General features: G+C 66.1%; 15 protein-coding genes and 1 tRNA gene. 6 read left to right on the plus strand and 10 right to left on the minus strand.

Going from position 1 to position 15,211, the window contains the following annotated elements:
* Positions 1-226: 226 nt before the first annotated feature.
* Together ABZ942_RS14180 and ABZ942_RS14185 are read left to right on the plus strand one after the other, a co-directional pair.
* On the plus strand, positions 227-769 hold the full coding sequence (locus ABZ942_RS14180) for a hypothetical protein (protein ID WP_357381753.1): 543 nt from the start codon (positions 227-229) through the stop codon (positions 767-769).
* A gap of 749 nt (positions 770-1,518) precedes the next feature.
* Positions 1,519-3,240, plus strand: a complete 1,722-nt coding sequence (locus tag ABZ942_RS14185) for a hypothetical protein (protein WP_357381755.1) — start codon at positions 1,519-1,521, stop codon at positions 3,238-3,240.
* A 554-nt stretch (positions 3,241-3,794) separates the two neighbouring features.
* On the opposite strand, the gene ABZ942_RS14190 is transcribed toward ABZ942_RS14185, so the two are convergent.
* The 5 genes from ABZ942_RS14190 to ABZ942_RS14210 form a co-directional block, all read right to left on the minus strand.
* Positions 3,795-3,867, minus strand: a tRNA-Ala gene (locus ABZ942_RS14190).
* 102 nt (positions 3,868-3,969) lie between these two features.
* Entirely contained in the window at positions 3,970-5,097 is a 1,128-nt protein-coding gene (glpR, locus tag ABZ942_RS14195; RefSeq protein ID WP_357381757.1) for a gephyrin-like molybdotransferase receptor GlpR, read from the minus strand.
* Positions 5,098-5,378: 281 nt separating this feature from the next.
* Entirely contained in the window at positions 5,379-6,032 is a 654-nt protein-coding gene (locus ABZ942_RS14200; RefSeq protein WP_357381759.1) for a GNAT family protein, read from the minus strand.
* A 12-nt stretch (positions 6,033-6,044) separates the two neighbouring features.
* Positions 6,045-7,304, minus strand: coding sequence for a gephyrin-like molybdotransferase Glp (gene glp, locus ABZ942_RS14205; protein ID WP_357381761.1), 1,260 nt, complete (start codon positions 7,302-7,304; stop codon positions 6,045-6,047).
* A gap of 207 nt (positions 7,305-7,511) precedes the next feature.
* On the minus strand, positions 7,512-8,468 hold the full coding sequence (locus ABZ942_RS14210) for a UTP--glucose-1-phosphate uridylyltransferase (RefSeq protein WP_357381762.1): 957 nt from the start codon (positions 8,466-8,468) through the stop codon (positions 7,512-7,514).
* Between the two features lie 79 nt (positions 8,469-8,547).
* Between ABZ942_RS14210 and ABZ942_RS14215 the strand changes: the two genes are divergently transcribed.
* The 4 genes from ABZ942_RS14215 (at position 8,548) to mscL (ending at position 10,776) form a co-directional block, all read left to right on the plus strand.
* A complete protein-coding gene (locus tag ABZ942_RS14215) occupies positions 8,548-9,144 on the plus strand; it encodes a 5-formyltetrahydrofolate cyclo-ligase (RefSeq protein WP_357381764.1) in 597 nt (198 codons plus the stop codon).
* Between the two features lie 69 nt (positions 9,145-9,213).
* Positions 9,214-9,525, plus strand: coding sequence for an FmdB family zinc ribbon protein (locus ABZ942_RS14220; RefSeq protein ID WP_357381766.1), 312 nt, complete (start codon positions 9,214-9,216; stop codon positions 9,523-9,525).
* 88 nt (positions 9,526-9,613) lie between these two features.
* Positions 9,614-10,267: an SAF domain-containing protein gene (locus tag ABZ942_RS14225; RefSeq protein WP_357381768.1), complete on the plus strand. Its 654-nt coding sequence runs from the start codon at positions 9,614-9,616 to the stop codon at positions 10,265-10,267.
* Between the two features lie 104 nt (positions 10,268-10,371).
* Positions 10,372-10,776 carry a large conductance mechanosensitive channel protein MscL gene (mscL, locus tag ABZ942_RS14230; protein WP_357381770.1) on the plus strand — a complete coding sequence of 135 codons (405 nt, stop codon included), beginning with the start codon at positions 10,372-10,374 and terminating at the stop codon, positions 10,774-10,776.
* 80 nt (positions 10,777-10,856) lie between these two features.
* Here the strand turns inward: mscL and ABZ942_RS14235 are convergent, their stop codons facing one another.
* The 5 genes from ABZ942_RS14235 to ABZ942_RS14255 all read right to left on the minus strand — a co-directional run bounded on the left by ABZ942_RS14235 (position 10,857) and on the right by ABZ942_RS14255 (position 15,174).
* Complete coding sequence (locus tag ABZ942_RS14235; protein ID WP_357381772.1) at positions 10,857-11,519, minus strand: MspA family porin; 663 nt, start codon at positions 11,517-11,519, stop codon at positions 10,857-10,859.
* A gap of 64 nt (positions 11,520-11,583) precedes the next feature.
* A complete protein-coding gene (locus ABZ942_RS14240; protein WP_357381774.1) occupies positions 11,584-12,258 on the minus strand; it encodes an MspA family porin in 675 nt (224 codons plus the stop codon).
* 315 nt (positions 12,259-12,573) lie between these two features.
* Positions 12,574-13,245, minus strand: coding sequence for an MspA family porin (locus tag ABZ942_RS14245; RefSeq protein WP_357381776.1), 672 nt, complete (start codon positions 13,243-13,245; stop codon positions 12,574-12,576).
* A 65-nt stretch (positions 13,246-13,310) separates the two neighbouring features.
* Complete coding sequence (locus ABZ942_RS14250; protein ID WP_357381777.1) at positions 13,311-13,985, minus strand: MspA family porin; 675 nt, start codon at positions 13,983-13,985, stop codon at positions 13,311-13,313.
* Positions 13,986-14,679: 694 nt separating this feature from the next.
* A complete protein-coding gene (locus tag ABZ942_RS14255; RefSeq protein WP_357381779.1) occupies positions 14,680-15,174 on the minus strand; it encodes a MogA/MoaB family molybdenum cofactor biosynthesis protein in 495 nt (164 codons plus the stop codon).
* Positions 15,175-15,211: the final 37 nt, after the last annotated feature.

A 15,211-nucleotide genomic window follows, 5' to 3' on the forward strand; every position in this document is an offset into this window, starting at 1 on the left:
GATTGACGGGCCTATTCATCCATGAACTTATGATTGCCCGAGACAAGGAATACGACCGGTCTCGCAAAAGATGGCGAAAGTTCTCACCATGTTCGGCGACGAACGGCATACGGTAATCGGCTAATATTCGTGAGAATCGGCGAGGCGGCGTAGGTGGCAACGCGCCGCCAGGATTCGCGAACCATTACGTCACATTAGACGCGCGCAGCAAGGGCTCGACGAGGTGATGGCCGCTTCCCTGGTTACCGACGCGGCGTTGCAGACCTACGAAGCGGACTCCGCCGAGAGGAGCTATCTGATTGCAGGGCGCTGTTTTGATCGCCGCTGGGCTGCTGCCGGAGAAAGCGCCGGAAGCTTTGCGCTGGACCACGTGGCCGCAGCCTCGACGTCCTTGACGTCCGAAGGACCGGTCCCCCACACGAACATCCGCACATGGCTTCCCGCGCGTTCGATCAGGGACAGACGTTGGCCAGCAGTTGATCTCGCGAACGCGCGCTTCTGCCGATTTCGGAACGTTCGGATGAAGGTGACGAGCGGGCTACGACCGATCTCGCGAGGGCTTATCGGTAATGAAGATCAGCAGTGTGCCAATCGCGGCCGTTTGCATCAACAGCTGTCCCGCGGGGTCGGTAAAAACCGTGCCCGTGCGCATCATCGACGTGATGATGCCTGCCGGGGCCAAGGCGGCCACGAGCAGCGCGACAACTCTTCTACGCTTCGACCGTCGTTTCCGCGGACCAACGGCCACGCCCATTTCCTGCCCGACTGAAACAAGCCGAGCAGGCCAGCAACGACACCAGTCAGGCCGAACAGATGAGTTGCCGTCAAGTCGCCCCAGCACTGACAGCCAACCTGGTCAGGGCAACGATGTACAGGCCGATGACGACAACGGCGGCGACCCCTCTGAACTGTGCCCAACGCTTCTTCCGGCCATCTGCGGCAACCGATCCCGCCCCTGGTGTGCTCACAGCTGGAGAGCCTACAAGTCCGATGGTTGCGCCGCCCGGTCGTGCAGTGCACGCTCGTGCCGCGGAGCGCGCGTTAGTCGGCGGTCCAGAATGGTTGGCTGACTCAGTTTCTCAACGTCCGCACTTGCCGACGTGCGGATATCGGTGTCGACCAATTCTGGCCGTCGATCACCGAACGTTACCGGCGCTCAGCGTCGGCGTTGGTTCGGCAATCCGATGTGCCGGGAGGTCGGGCGTGGCAGGCTGTTTGCCGTGTCAGGAGCGGAAGCCGCCGCGCTGCGGGGTGTTTCTTCATTGGTCAAACCAGCGGCGACGATGGTGTGGAAGCGGTGGCGGCCCGACACGAGCAGGGCGGCCACCCCAGGGCTGGCCGACGAACTGGCGGCCGCCGTACGCCGGGAAGAACTGCGGCTGCGGAACCAGCTACGGGCAGGACCTGGGGAGTTCATGCACGTCGAATTCATCGCGGCCACGGCACGACCGAACCCCGCCGGGACGATCGGTATCCGAGATCGCCACCTACTTCGAGCTGCTGCAGGCGCCCAGACGGATGGTGCTGCTCGGAGAGCCGGGTGCCGGGAAGACCGTGGCCGCCACCCATTTGGTGCTGGGGCTGCTCGATACCCGCCGCGACCTTGCTGATGCCCGCCGCGCCGAGGAACCGGTGCCGGTCCGGTTCAACGCCGCGGGCTGGGATGGCACCGAAGATTTCTCACAGTGGCTGATCACCCGGCTCGGATACGACTACCGACTCCGCCCCCCGATCGCGCGGGCGCTGATCGAGGCAGGGTTGATCCTGCCCGTCCTCGACGGCCTCGACGAGATGGACCCCGAACACACCGACGACCCCAAGGCCCGCGCGGCACTTGACCGGCTCAACGAAACACCCTGGAAGCACCGCCCAGTCGTGGTCGTGTGCCGCACCAGCGAGTTCGAAGAGCTGACCCGCCGGGGCCGCGACAACGGCCTGCACGGGGCAACCACCCTTAGTCTGAAAGCTTTTGCTCCCAACCAGATCCAGGACTATCTACGCACCTACCAGCAGTCGATCGGTGCTACCGCCCCGGCGTGGGACGCGGTCACGAGCGACCTCGTCGACCAGCGCGACGGGCCCCTCGCACAAGCACTGCAAACCCCCTGGATCCTCGCCCTCGCCGCCAACGCGCTGCACCACGACCCCGATACTACGGCCCAACTTCTCGACTGCGCCGACGCCGATGCTGTGCGTGATCTGTTGTTCGCCGCGCAAATCCCCGCCGCGATCGCTGGCACTGACCGCACCGGCCCGTACCGTGACTACACCAGCGACACCGTCCGGAAATGGCTGCTGTCACTGGCCCGATGCCTCGACCACCGCCGCGACACCGGCCGCAACGGCACCGCCATCCGACTGGACCAAATCTGGGAAATCGCAGGAACCACCCGCACCCGACTACTGCACGGGCTCGCGTCGGGGCTTGCGGTCGGCCTCGCGTCCGGGCTCACGTTCGGGCTCGCGTTCGGGCTCGCGTCCGGGATCACGGGTGGGCTCGTAGGCGGGCTCACGTTCGGGCTCGCGTTCGGGCTCGCGGTCGGGTTCATATCCGGCCTTGAAATGGATGACTCAGCTGAGCGTGTGGTGTGGGGAGTGCCTGGACGATCGAGATGGCGGGGCGGGCTCGCGGTCGGGCTAGCGGTCGGACTCCTGGGCGCGCTCATGATCGGGCTGCTGGGCGCGCTCATGGTCGGGCTCATGGGCGGGCTCATGAGCCCGCTCAGGAGCGGGCTCGTGGCCGGGCCTGCGGTCGGCCTCGCGATGGGGCTCACGTTCGGCCTTGAGTTCGGGCTTTCCGTGAGTGAGAAGGACAAGTTGCGTATTTCTGTCGACGAAACACGACTGATCCGTGGCGACCTTCAAGCCGCGGCCCTCTCGAGTGGATGCAGCGCGTTCATGGGCGGGCTCGCGGCCGGCCTCGGGTTCGGGCTCACCGGCCCGCTCGCGGGCGAGCTCACGGTCGGGCTCGCGGCTGGTCTCTCGGGTGGACTAGCGTGCGCGGTCGCGTTCGGGCTCTTGACCGGAACGGCCTCTATGCGTTATTGCATTGCGGTGCTTGTCTTCCGGTTCGCAGCGACATTTCCGCCTCAGCCTCGTCTGTTCCTCGACTGGGCTCGCCGCAGCGGCCTTTTGAGGGTCACCGGCACTGCCTACCAGTTCAGGCACGAGACCTACCGGCTGTGGCTTCAACAATCGGCCCAAGTGGCGAAGGGCCCGGAGAACAACGAGCAAGGGTAGACCGTCCTGTAGTTCGTTACGTCATCGATCTGCAGAGCGGACCCGAAAATTGAACGTTAAATCCACACCGACCCGGCCTGGCCGGATCGCGTGGTCGATCCGGGCCGGGCGGCTGCCTTACAAACATGCCAGGAGGTACGGCGCTTCAGGTGAACCACATCCGGAAATGCCGCGACCCGCGCGTTCTGAGCGGACAGTGGCTGGCCTGGGAACGGTCGGCCACCAACGCCTCTGGAACATCCGGATCCGCTGAGGCGCGTGCGTTCAATCGGATTGGGCCTTCTTACGTTTCGAGTGCTCGCCGCGACCGCCTACGGGGCAGGACCCAACGCGCGCCCACGCCAGCTAGCCGAGCCCACCATTCCGGCCCACCCCCGACAAGAAGCTATCTAGGGCCCCTTAGTTCACGCCACTTTGACCGGCTGGATGCCAGACACCTAACGCCATTCGAACCCCAACCCGCAACCATCGATGCAGGTCAGCCGTACAATCAACCCCGCTGAGATAATCGATTAAAAAAGCCGCAGGTCTCTGACCTGCGGCTTTTCTACGCGTGGAGCTAAGGGGAATCGAACCCCTGACCTTCTCGATGCGAACGAGACGCGCTACCAACTGCGCTATAGCCCCGTGCGGCTCCGGGGAACCGCGCTGTGCCACTTTAGCAAAGGATGTTGCGAGACTCCGAATCGGGTGTCTGACCTGGGGTGATTCGGAGTTACGCGGTTGTGGTTACTCGCCTGCGGCGCGGCGCATGTCGCCGCCGCCGGTGCGGTCGCGCAGGGCGCGGGCGGTGGCGGGGTCGAAGGGGTCGAGGTGGTCGAACATGGGGTCTTCGTCGTCAACCTCGAGGAGGGCGGAGCGGCGGCGCAGGGCGCGGGCGGTGTCGCGGTCCATGGCGGCGCGGGAGGCGTGGGGTTGGCGGGGGTGTTCGCCGAGTTGTTCGGCTCGGCTGAGGCGGGCGGCGCGGCGGCGGCGGATGTCTTCCTCGATGCGCACTTGCTTGCGCAGGTAGGTGAGGTAGCCGATGAGGACGAGGGCGGCGAGGCCGCTGCCCCACCAGAAGTGGGGTGACATCGCGACGGCGAGGCCACCGCACAGCAGGCCGGCCAGGACGAGGCCGAGGACGGCGCGCTGGCGGAAGGTGTAGCGGGCGGCGCGGGCGATGGCGTCGGCCTCGGGGTCGTAGCCGCCGCGGCCGCGGCGGCTGGGGACGTAGTCGAGGTCGTCGGGGTCGTAGTCGTCGCGGGGGCGTCGAGTGGTGTGCTCGTCGGCTTCGTCGTCGAGGTAGTCGTCGTGCTCGACGCGCGCGGGAGCCGTGGCGGGCGCGGGTGGTATCCGGGCCGCGGCCGGTTCGGTGCGCTCTTCGCCCACCTCGTCATCATGGACGGCGTCGTCGTGCTCCGCAGCGACTTCGTCGTCGGATTCGCTGTCCGCGCTTACCGTTTCGGCGTCGGACGCCGCAGCCTCAGCGTCCGCCGCCTCGGCTTCGGCGAGTTCGGCGTCATCCAGCTCGGCGTCAGCGATGTCGGGATCGGGTCGGGATGCCGCGGATTCGGCGATCGCCGGTAGGTCACCTTCGGTGACTGGTTCGTCGGCCGGTGTTGTCATCCGGTCCTCCGCATCATCGCTGTGGGCAGGCTTTCTCTGTGCGCGGCGTGGCCGCCAATTGGGGTCGGTTTCGTGGCCTGCGGCCGGTCCACTCTTGGTGCGCCGCTTGGAATCTCCGCGCACGAGCACGCGGGTGGCGAGGGCGGCGTCGGTGGTCCGCCGGATCCTGGGGTGCCGGTCGGCGAGAATGGGGAACAGGACGAAGACCCAGAGCACGACCAGTCCGATCCACAGAATCGAATTCGGCATCTCGGTCAGCACCTCCGTCCCGGCCTGGTTTGGTCCGTTCGGCCGGCGAGCGGTGCGCAGCACGCCCCGCGTCCGCCCGGCTTCCGTCCGTCGCTGCGGCATGGCTGCCGGTCGCCTCGCAGGCTCCCTGCCGAGGGTGCAGGACGCACCTCCGACGTCCGTAGGTTAATTCCGTGACACGTCGAGATCCGGCAGGCGCGCCGTGCACTTCCGCCACACGAGTCACAAAGCCAACAATTCCTCCGCGCGTCGGATGCGCCGGGCGTGTCCGTATTGCACGATTATCGGGGCAAGATCGCCCTGCCCTCGCGAACAAGCCGGTCGACGACGGTGCCCATGAGTTCTTCGACGGTGATGCCGACCAGCAGGTGATCGCGCCACGCACCATCTACATCGAGGTAGCGGCGCAGCAGTCCTTCCTCGCGGAAGCCGACATTGCGCAATACCGCTTGGCTGGCAAGATTTTCCGGCCGCACGGTCGCCTCGACCCGGTGCAGGCCGGTCGGCCCGAAGCAGTGGTCGAGGCCGAGGGCGAGCGCCGCGGTCGCGACACCCTGACCGCTGAGATCCTTGGCGACCCAATAGCCGATCCAGCCCGAACGCAGCGCGCCGCGCACGATATTGCCGACGGTCAGCTGCCCGCTGAAGGCGCCGTCCACCTCGATCACCATCGGGATCATCGCGCCGCGCCGGGCTTCAGCCTTCAGACTCGACCACAGCGCAGGCCAGTTGGACGCGTGGTTGCGCGCCTCCCACGCACCACGGCCGGTGGGTTCCCACGGCTCCAGATGTGCCCTGTCCTGCAACCGGATTCGACTCCACGCTGCGGCGTCGCGCAGGCGCACCGGACGCAGCGTCACCTCTCCCGCGGCGACCCGGACCGGGCCGAGTCGCGCGGGCCAGCCGGGATGTTGAGTGACCCGGAACACATTCATCGCCGCCACGCCTCAGCCGCGCTGTGCGAGGAAAGCGACCCGGACCTCGTCACCGGTGCGAATCTCGGTGTCGTCGGGATCTATCACGATCAAGCTGTTGGCCTCGGCCAAGGTGGCGAGCAGGTGCGAGGAGGCGCCCGCGCCACCGCCGAGGGGTTGCACGAGATAGTCGCCGGTGGCCTCGTCGCGCATGAGTTGTGCGCGGAGGTAACCCTTGCGGCCTGCCATGGAACTGATCGGCGTGATGGTCCGCGCCATGATGATGCGCCGCATGGGATGCCTGCGCCCCAAGGCGATTCGGATCAGCGGACGCACCATCACCTCGAAGACGACCAGCGCGCCGACCGGGTTGGACGGCAACAGAAAGGTGGGCACCTCGTCGCGCCCGAGCCGCCCGAAGCCCTGCACGGAGCCGGGATGCATGGCGACGCGGGCGATTTCGAGCTCGCCGAGCCCTTCGAGGGCCTCGCGCACCTGATCCGAGGCCCAGCCGCCGACCGCGCCCGCGATGACGACGACCTCTGAGCGCACCAGCTGCCCCTCGACCACGTCGCGCAGCCGCCGCGGATCGGCACTCACGATGCCGACCCGATTCACGTCCGCGCCCGCGTCCCTGGCCGCCGCGGCCAGCGCATAGGAGTTCACGTCGTAAACCTGGCCGGGACCCGGTGTGCGATCGATATCGATGAGCTCGCCACCGACCGAGATCACCGAAAGCCGCGGCCGCGGATGCACCAGCACCTTGTCCTGCCCGACCGCTGCCAGTAGTCCCACCTGGGCCGCGCCGATGATGGTGCCCGCGCGCACCGCGACGTCGCCGGGCTGCACATCGTCGCCGATGCGCCGCACGTAGTCGCCGGAGCGGACCGGCTCGTAGATCTTGATCTTCGCGCGGCCGCCGTCGGTGAAATCCAAGGGCAGCACGGCATCCGCGAGCGTCGGCAGCGGCGCACCGGTGTCGACGCGCACGGTCTGGCGCGGCTGCAGCCGGATCGGCTGACGTGATCCGGCGATCACCTCGCCGACCACGGGCAGCGTGAGATCGACCAGTTCGTCGTCCTCGTTGCGAATGTCGGTGCCCGCGGCGGCGACGTCGACGCTGCGCACCGCGTAGCCGTCGATCGCCGCCTGGTCGAATCCGGGCAGCGGTCGTTCGGTGACGACGTCCTCGGCACACAGCAGGCCCTGCGCCTCGGAAATCGCGACCCGGACCGGCCGAGGCGCGACCGCCGCGGCGGTCACCTTGATCTGCTGATCCTCAACCGAGCGCATCCAGCCCTTCCTGATCTCTTCGCACACCTGTGATTCCACCGCGCGATTTCGCTTCGGCACAACCAATTCGGCGCGCGTCAGTAACCATTGGCGGTGCTCCCTAGCCCTACGTGGCTACGCAAGCTACCGCCTCCGGGCCTGACGCTCACACCGCGTGGTGAACCATCATTGGTACCCGACGGTCCACTATCGGCGAAACCCGACGCCTCAGTCGTAGGTCGTCAGCTGCGGATCCCAGTCGGGCCCGAGCCGATGCTCCAACCACTCCCTCAGGGCAGGGCCGTATTCGTCGCGTTCCAAAGCGAAATCGACCGCAGCACGAAGATAGCCGCCCGGGTTGCCCAAATCGTGGCGCGACCCACGGTGCACCACCACATGAACGGGATGACCCTCGGCAATGAGCAGCGCGACGGCGTCGGTGAGTTGCAATTCGCCGCCCGCGCCCGGCTCGATTCGGCGCAGCGCGTCGAAAATGGCGCGGTCCAACAGGTATCGACCGGCGGCGGCGAAGGTGGACGGCGCATCGGCGAGCGCAGGCTTTTCCACCATGCCCTTGACCCGCAGCACATTCGGATTCACCGCGTCCGGCACGGTCGCGACATCGAATACGCCGTAGGCGCTGACCTCGTCCTTGGGTACGTCGATGGCGCACAGCACGGTGCCACCACGCTTGCGCCGGACCCGGCACATCACGTCCAACACGCCCGAGGGCAGCACCAGATCGTCGGGCAGCAACACGGCGATGGCGTCTTCGTCGTCGTCGAGCACGGCCTCGGCCTGGGCGACCGCGTGGCCGAGGCCGAGCGGTTCCTCCTGCACCACCGAGGTCACGTCGAGCAGGCCCGGCGCCTTGCGCACCTTTTCGAGCAGCTGGAACTTGCCACGCTCGGCCAGGGTGCCCTCCAGCACCAGGTCCTCGACGAAGTGTGCGACGACACCGTCCTTGCCGGGCGAGGTGACGATCACCAGCCGCTGCGCACCGGACTCGGCGGCCTCGGCGGCGACCAGTTCGATGCCGGGGGTGTCGACCACCGGGAGTAGTTCCTTCGGCACCGTCTTGGTGGCGGGCAGGAACCGCGTTCCGAGCCCGGCGGCGGGCACCACGGCCGTGCGAAAGCACGAGACCAGCGGTACGTCGCCGGGTTGTCCGGCCTTTGCTGTCATGCGCATACCCTATCCATCGTCACAGCCCCTGACTCGACGTCGAGCCGACCGGTATTCCGGTCAGCCTAAGGTGATCGCCATGGAGATGCCCGGTGAGCGCGATAAACATGCATGGCGCACCGAAATTCTTGCTCGACGGGCGGCGATGTCCGCCGAGGAGCATGCGACGAACACGCTCGGGCTGATCTCGGCCGTCGGCCGACTGGAGGTGCGTGAGTGGGTCTGTGCCTATGTACCGGTGCGCGGCGAGCCGGGATCGACGCAGGTGCTCGACGCGTTGCGGACGGCGGGCGCCCGGGTGCTCGTGCCGGTGACCGGGCCGCCGGGACCGCTGAATTGGGCTGAGTACACGGGCCGGGACAGCTTGCGGCGAGCCAGGTTCGGCCTGCTCGAACCAATCGGCGAGACGCTGCCCACGGCGGCGGTCGGCTGGGCGGAGCTGATCTTGGTTCCAGCACTCGCGGTCGACCGGCGCGGCGTGCGGCTCGGGCGCGGAGCCGGGTATTACGACCGGACGCTGTCGGCGGCCCGACCGGACGCGCGGCTGGTCGCGGTGGTCGGTGATGAAGAACTCGTTAACCGGCTGCCGGAGGAGCCACACGACCGCAGAATGGGGTGGGCGCTCACTCCGCAGCGCGGCCTGCAACGGCTTGGCGAAGATCACGCCGTGGAATGAAAGGTAGATTGGCAACGTTGGCACTGTCGGCTGTAGAGTGCCAGATGACGAAAACTTGCGGAGGATGCTGTGCCAACTTACTCGTATGCGTGCACCCAGTGTGACAACCGCTTCGACATCGTTCAGTCCTTTTCCGACGATGCGTTGACGGTGTGCCCGGAGTGCTCCGGGAAGCTGCGCAAGCTGTTCAACTCGGTCGGCATCGTGTTCAAGGGCAGCGGCTTCTACCGCACCGACAGCCGCGGCGGCGCATCCACCGCGAGCGAGCCGGCGAAGTCCGACAACGGCGCGAAGGAGTCGAGCTCGTCGACTTCCACGAGCTCGGATTCCGGCTCGTCCAACGGCAGCAGCACGTCGGCCAGCACGGCCGTGGCCAGCTGATTCGCCGAGTTATCCCCAACCCCTTCGTTATCCACAGCTAGCCCTTTTCCTGGCGTGGCGGGCGTGGCCGCGGTCATAGGATCCGGCCATGACTCGATCATTCGCCGATCTCGGTCGCGGCAGCCGCTTCGAGGGGTGGCATCGACCCCCCTGGGCGGACAGCCTGTTGGCCCGGCGGCTCCTGGCCGCGGGCCTGATATTCGTCGCGGCGATCCTTTTCTTACGCGGCGATCCCGGTGCGCAGCGGACAACGGTTGTGCTCGCCGGACATGATCTCGCGCCGGGACACGTACTCGACGCGGGTGATCTTCGCTCGGCTCCCCGCGAATCCACCGCATTGCCCGACGGCGTCGTGCGCGACCAGTCGGATGTGATCGGTGCCACGTTGACCGGTGCGATGCGCGGCGGCGAGATGTTCACCGATATCCGGGTCGTCGGACCGCGCCTGGCTGCCGTCGCGACCGGCGCGCGCGACGCGCGAATCGTGCCGATCCGGCCGGCCGATACCGCCGTCGCCGAAATCCTGCGCGCGGGTGACCGCGTCGACGTGGTCGGCGGCGAAGAGCAGGGCGCGCGACCCGCCCGCACGCTGGCCACCGATGCCGCAGTGGTGCTGGTGTCCGGTCCCGGCGACGGACGCGCCGGGAAAGAACGGGTGGTGCTGGTCGCGATGGACGCCGAACACGCCACCATTGTCGCGGCCGCGTCCCTACATACGGCGCTCACCGTCGTATTCCATTGAGTTGTCCGCACATTTGCCATCAAGGTCAACTAGCATCGGCGATACCACGGGCGTCGACCGCCGAGCACGACTTGTCAGCTCCACACGTAGAGGAGATATCGGCAATGCTCAAGGGTTTCAAGGACTTTCTATTCCGCGGAAACGTTGTCGACCTGGCGGTGGCGGTGGTCATCGGCACCGCGTTCGTCGCGATCGTCACCGCGTTCACCAATGGCATCGTCAATCCGATCCTGGCCGTCTTCGGCGGCAACAATGAGCTCGGTCTCGGTTTCCAGCTCGTTGCCGACAAACCCGCGACCTTCGTTCAGGTCGGTCCGATCATCACCGCCGCGATCAATTTCGTGATCATCGCCGCGGTGTTGTATCTCGTGCTCGTGCTGCCCGCCCTGCACGTGAAGAAGCGGTTCAGCAAGGAGGCCGTCGAGCTCAGTGACACCGAGCTGCTCATTCAGATCCGCGACCTGCTCGCCGAGGGGCAGCGCAGCGCGGGCGGCAAGCACGAGTCCTGAATATGCTTGCGCGAGAACAAGAAACGGGCCCGTCGCGGTAGCGACGAGCCCGTTCCTGTTGTGCTAGTTGATATTCGACATCAGCCTAGGCTGAAGGGCTGGCCCCACAGGACCATCCAGGTGATGACCGTGTCGGTCTCCACCTCGACCTTGACGAACGAACGAGCCTGCGCGTAACCACCGCAGCCGGACAGACCGATGGTCTCGTCGGCCCAGGTGGTCGAGGCGCTCTCGCCCTTGAAGGCCCAGCTCTTCTTGTGCACCTCGTTACCGAAGTCGTCGGCCTTCTCCCGGTCGATGACATAGAACGAGGTCGCCTGGCCGGGGCCGAGCGACAGGTTGGCGCCGGTGGTGGCCTCGGCTTTCGGACTCTTGCCTGCCCAGTCGGTGCCGCCGGAGAGACCGCCGGTAGCGCCGCCACCGTCGATGTTGACCTGGCAGCCCACGACGTAACCCGGGATGATCGCGCCACCCTTCGCGCCTTCGATGTTCACCGACGCGGACCCGGAGACCCACGCGTTGCGGTGCACCGGCGTGGAACCCATGGACGGGCTGATGTTGGCCGATTCGTTGGTCAGCCGGACCGTCACCACGGTGCCGTCGGACAACGTCTTGACGAGTTCACCGCCCGGCAGCGGAATAAAGGTATCGGCGTTGGCCGCACCGGTGGAGAAGAGCCCGACCGCCATCGTGGCGGCGGCGCACAGCCCGGCCGCCCGTGCGAGTTTCTTACGGTTGATCATTGTATGCGTGTCCTAAGGGATCGAATTCGCTTCAGCGAGAACAGAGATGACGGATCCGGCGCGGTCAGCCGATGCTGAACGGCGCGCCATAAAGGGTGGTCTTGGAGTAGTTGTCGCCGATGATCTCGACGACGGTGTACGACCTGGCCTGGGCGTACCCGGCACAGCCCTGAATCGCGATCTCGGCGTCCTGGTACTCGACCGAGTAGACGCCTGGTTTGGTGATGTCCTTGCTGTCGATCCCGACGAACTTGACGTCCCCGGGGCCCAGTTTCAGCCCGATGGAACCGCCCACCTTGGCGCCGCTGAGGTCGATGCCGCCGGAGACGCCCGCCGAAATGGCGTTGTCGGCGATGCTGACCTGGCAACCGACGATGTAGCCGGTGTTCAGCTGCGACGTCCCGTGCGTCGACGAGTTGTTGGTGCCCGGGTTGTTGGTGGCACCGTTGTTGGGTCCTGCCTTGCCCTCGGGTGTCGCGGTGATATCGGCGACGGCGTTACCCGACACCCACACGACGCGCCCCGCGCCGTTCGCCGCAAGCGACGGCGAAATCAAGGCGTGCTCGCTGTTGCGCGAGATCGTGACGCCGGGTCCGATCTTCTGGCCGTCCGGCAACGGCACAAAGGTATCGGCGTTTGCGGCGCCGGTCGAAAGCAGGCCCATGGCCACGGCAGCCGCAGCGCCGGCGCCCGCAATGCGGACGCCTCGATGCAGACCCCTGGTGCGGATCTTGCTCATACTTCCCCTCATCAGGTTCTAGCGGTCGACCCCGGGTTGTCGAGGCCGAGTTACCCCTTTCAGACCGGCATAGCGAGATGGAATGTTCTGTCCATCAAGCGAATTGCCGACCATCCCGTCATAGGACGATCTCGGGTGGGGCTTATGTTATTGCTTTCTGCCAGACTTCTCACAGATTTCGCGTATGTTACTTGGAATATCCGCTAAGCTCGCGAAAAATGTTGGGGTACAAGACGTTTGCAGGCGAAACGAGCCCGTCGCATAGGGCGCGACGGGCTCGTTTCGTTGTCTTGCGAGGTGGTTACTCGCGTCGGATCAGCCGAGGCTGAACGGGGCTCCCCACAGCGTCACCCAGGTGATGACGTTGTCGGTCTCGACCTCGACGCTGACGAATGCCCGCGCCTGGGCGTAACCGGCGCAACCGGTCAGGCCGATGGTCTCGTCGGCCCAGGTGACCGAGCCGCTGGTGCCCTTGAACTTGTTGCGCTTCTTGTGCGCCTCGTTGCCGAAGTCGTCGGCCTGCTCGAGGTCGAGCACGTAGAACGACTTGGACTGGCCGGGGCCGAGCGACAGGTTGCCGCCGGTGGTGGCGCCGACACTCGGCTTGACGTTCTGGCCGTCACTCCAATCGACGCCGCCGTCGACGCCGCCGGTGGCACCGCCACCCGCGATGTTGACCTGGCAGCCGACGGTGTAGCCCGGGAAGATCGCGCCGCCGGCGGCACCGGACAGCTCGACCTGCGCGCTGCCGGAGACCCACGCGTTGCGGTGCACCGGGGTGGAGCCCATGGACGGGTTGATGTTGGCGGATTCGCCGACCAGCTTGATGGTCACCACGGTGCCGTCGGACAGCGTCTTGGTGATCTCACCACCCGGCAGCGGGACAAAGGTATCGGCGTTCGCGGCGCCGGTGGAGAACAGGCCCAAGGCCATGGTGGCAGCGGCGCCGACACCGGCCATCCGTGCCAAGTTCTTACGGTTGATCATTTGTACTACCCCTCGAGGGATTGAGTTCGCTTCAGCGAGAAGATTGTTCGTGTTTTCGACAGACGTCAGCCGATGCTGAACGGCATCCCGTACAGGGTGGTCTTCGAGTAGTTGTCGCCGATGATCTCGACGACGGTGTAGGACCGTGCCTGGGCGTAGCCCGCGCAACCCTGGATCTCGATTTCGGCATCCTGGTACTCGACCGAGTACGTACCGGGATTGAGGATGTCCTTGGCGTCGATCTGCACGAACTTGACCTGGCCGGGACCGAGGTTGAGGCCGATGGAACCACCGACGTTCGCGCCACTGAGGTTGACGCCGCCGGAAACGCCCGCCGAGATCGCGTCATCGGCGATGCTGACCTGGCAACCGACGATGTAGCCGGTGTTCAGCTGCGACGCGCCATGCGTCGAGGAGTTGTTGGTGCCCGGGGCGCCGGTGGCGCCGTTGTTCGGGCCGACCTTTCCTTCCGGGGTGACGGAGACATCGGCGATCGCGTTGCCCGAAACCCAGACGACGCGGCCTGCGCCGTTGGCAGACAACGACGGCGAAATCAGCGCGTGCTCGCCGCTACGGCTGATCGTCACGCCCGGGCCGACCTTCTGACCGTCCGGCAACGGCACGAAGGTGTCCGCGTTGGCAGCACCGGTCGAAAGCAGTCCCATGGCCACGGCAGCGGCAGCGCCGACGCCCGCGACGCGGACACCGCGGCGCAGACCGTTGGTGCGGTTCTCGCTCATACTTCCCCTCATCAGGTTCAAACAGTCAACCTCGACCTTCGAGGTGGACAATGGTCCTCTCAGGCCCAGCTCAGTGTGTCCTTGCTTTGTTGCCGATGTGTAACCGGCTGTAAGTTCGGCGCAACGGTAGCTGGCAACGGAACTGAGCCAGTTCCGCCGGGTGACCACGTACGTGCCGACCCGGGCCTGCGGGGTCCAGTTGTGGGTTGGCTCGTGGCGAACATTAAACGCTAGGTAACGGCGCTGCAACGTAAGCTTTCGTAAAGATCAATGTGATGTAGATCACAATTGATAACATACGAATAACGTTTGACGTGCATAAATGAGTGACGGAGACAGCCGGACCGACCGGCCGGTGCTGGCAGGGGAGCTAAAGCGCCAAGCGCTGATTACGGGACAGGGCCGTACATATCTCGGCCGAATAACCCCGATGTGAAACAATCACAAGTAAATTACGGTTAGCCAAACTTATCAATACGTAGCTGGTACGTAGATTCGGGCAATCAACCGTGGTGCGGCGGCTTCTGCGCGCGCAGCCAATCATCGGTGGAGGACTCGCTGCGGGAGTCGTCTCCGCGTTCGTCGCTCGTAGTGTCTGGGAGGGTGTCGCCGAAAATTTCGGCAAGACGCGCCGCATCCCTCGCCCGGCGAGCGGCCGAACGAGGGATGTCGTCGGAAGAATTGGAAACCGTAATTACTCGACCAATCCGGAAAGCTCGCCGATCACCTTGCTGGCCAGCGGGCCGAGGGTGGCCATGCCGTCCCGGACCGCGGCCCGGGTGCCAGGCAGGTTGACCACCAGCGTGCTGCCGGAGATGCCCGCGACGCCACGCGACAGCCCGGCGTCCAGCGAACCGGCCACCCGGCCCGACGAACGCAGCGCCTCGCTGATGCCGGTCAACTCGCGGTCGAGCACCTGGGAGGTGGCCTCCGGCGTCACGTCACGCGGGGACATGCCGGTGCCGCCGACCGAGATGACCAGGTCGACACCGCCGATCACCGCGGTGTTCAACGCATTGCGGATCTCGACCTCGTCGGCCTGCACCGAGACGGAGGCGTCCACGAGGAAGCCTGCCTCGGTGAGCAGCTCGGTGACCAGCGGGCCGAGCGAGTCAATACCTCCATGCGCCGTTCGATCATCGACGACCACCACCAGAGCACGCCCCGCCACCGGAGCATCGATTTCCATGGTGCTAACCGTAGCGTCTACGCCGAGAACCTCTGCG

The sequence above is a fragment of the Nocardia sp. NPDC046473 genome, from assembly GCF_040645995.1.
Taxonomy (GTDB): Bacteria; Actinomycetota; Actinomycetes; order Mycobacteriales; family Mycobacteriaceae; genus Nocardia.